Annotated in this window: 1 protein-coding gene; it reads right to left on the bottom strand. The window is 54.3% G+C overall.

Annotated features, from left to right (window positions below; translation table 11 throughout):
* Positions 1-243: hypothetical protein (locus tag WG929_RS21215; protein WP_416207650.1), on the bottom strand; the 243-nt coding region annotated here is incomplete at both ends.

Below are 243 nucleotides of genomic sequence, written 5' to 3' on the forward strand. Positions count from 1 at the left end.
CTGCCTGAGTTGGGCTAATCCCCTGCAGATCCAGCGCAATGGCTCGATATTCACCAGCGACCGGGCGGTTAGTGGTGGTTTTCCAGCCACGCCCCGGTTGCCAGTACCCCATTTCAGACAGAAGTTCGGTTCCCATGGTAAGAGATGAAGTCGTCGCTGCGACTTCGTCACCAATACTGAATTCGCCGTTAAGGTGAATCAGGTATCCCGGTAGCGTATCGGGAATATCCGCAGGATCGATAT

Source organism: Oceanobacter antarcticus, assembly GCF_044962685.1.
GTDB classification, from domain to species: domain Bacteria; phylum Pseudomonadota; class Gammaproteobacteria; order Pseudomonadales; family Oceanobacteraceae; genus Oceanobacter; species Oceanobacter antarcticus.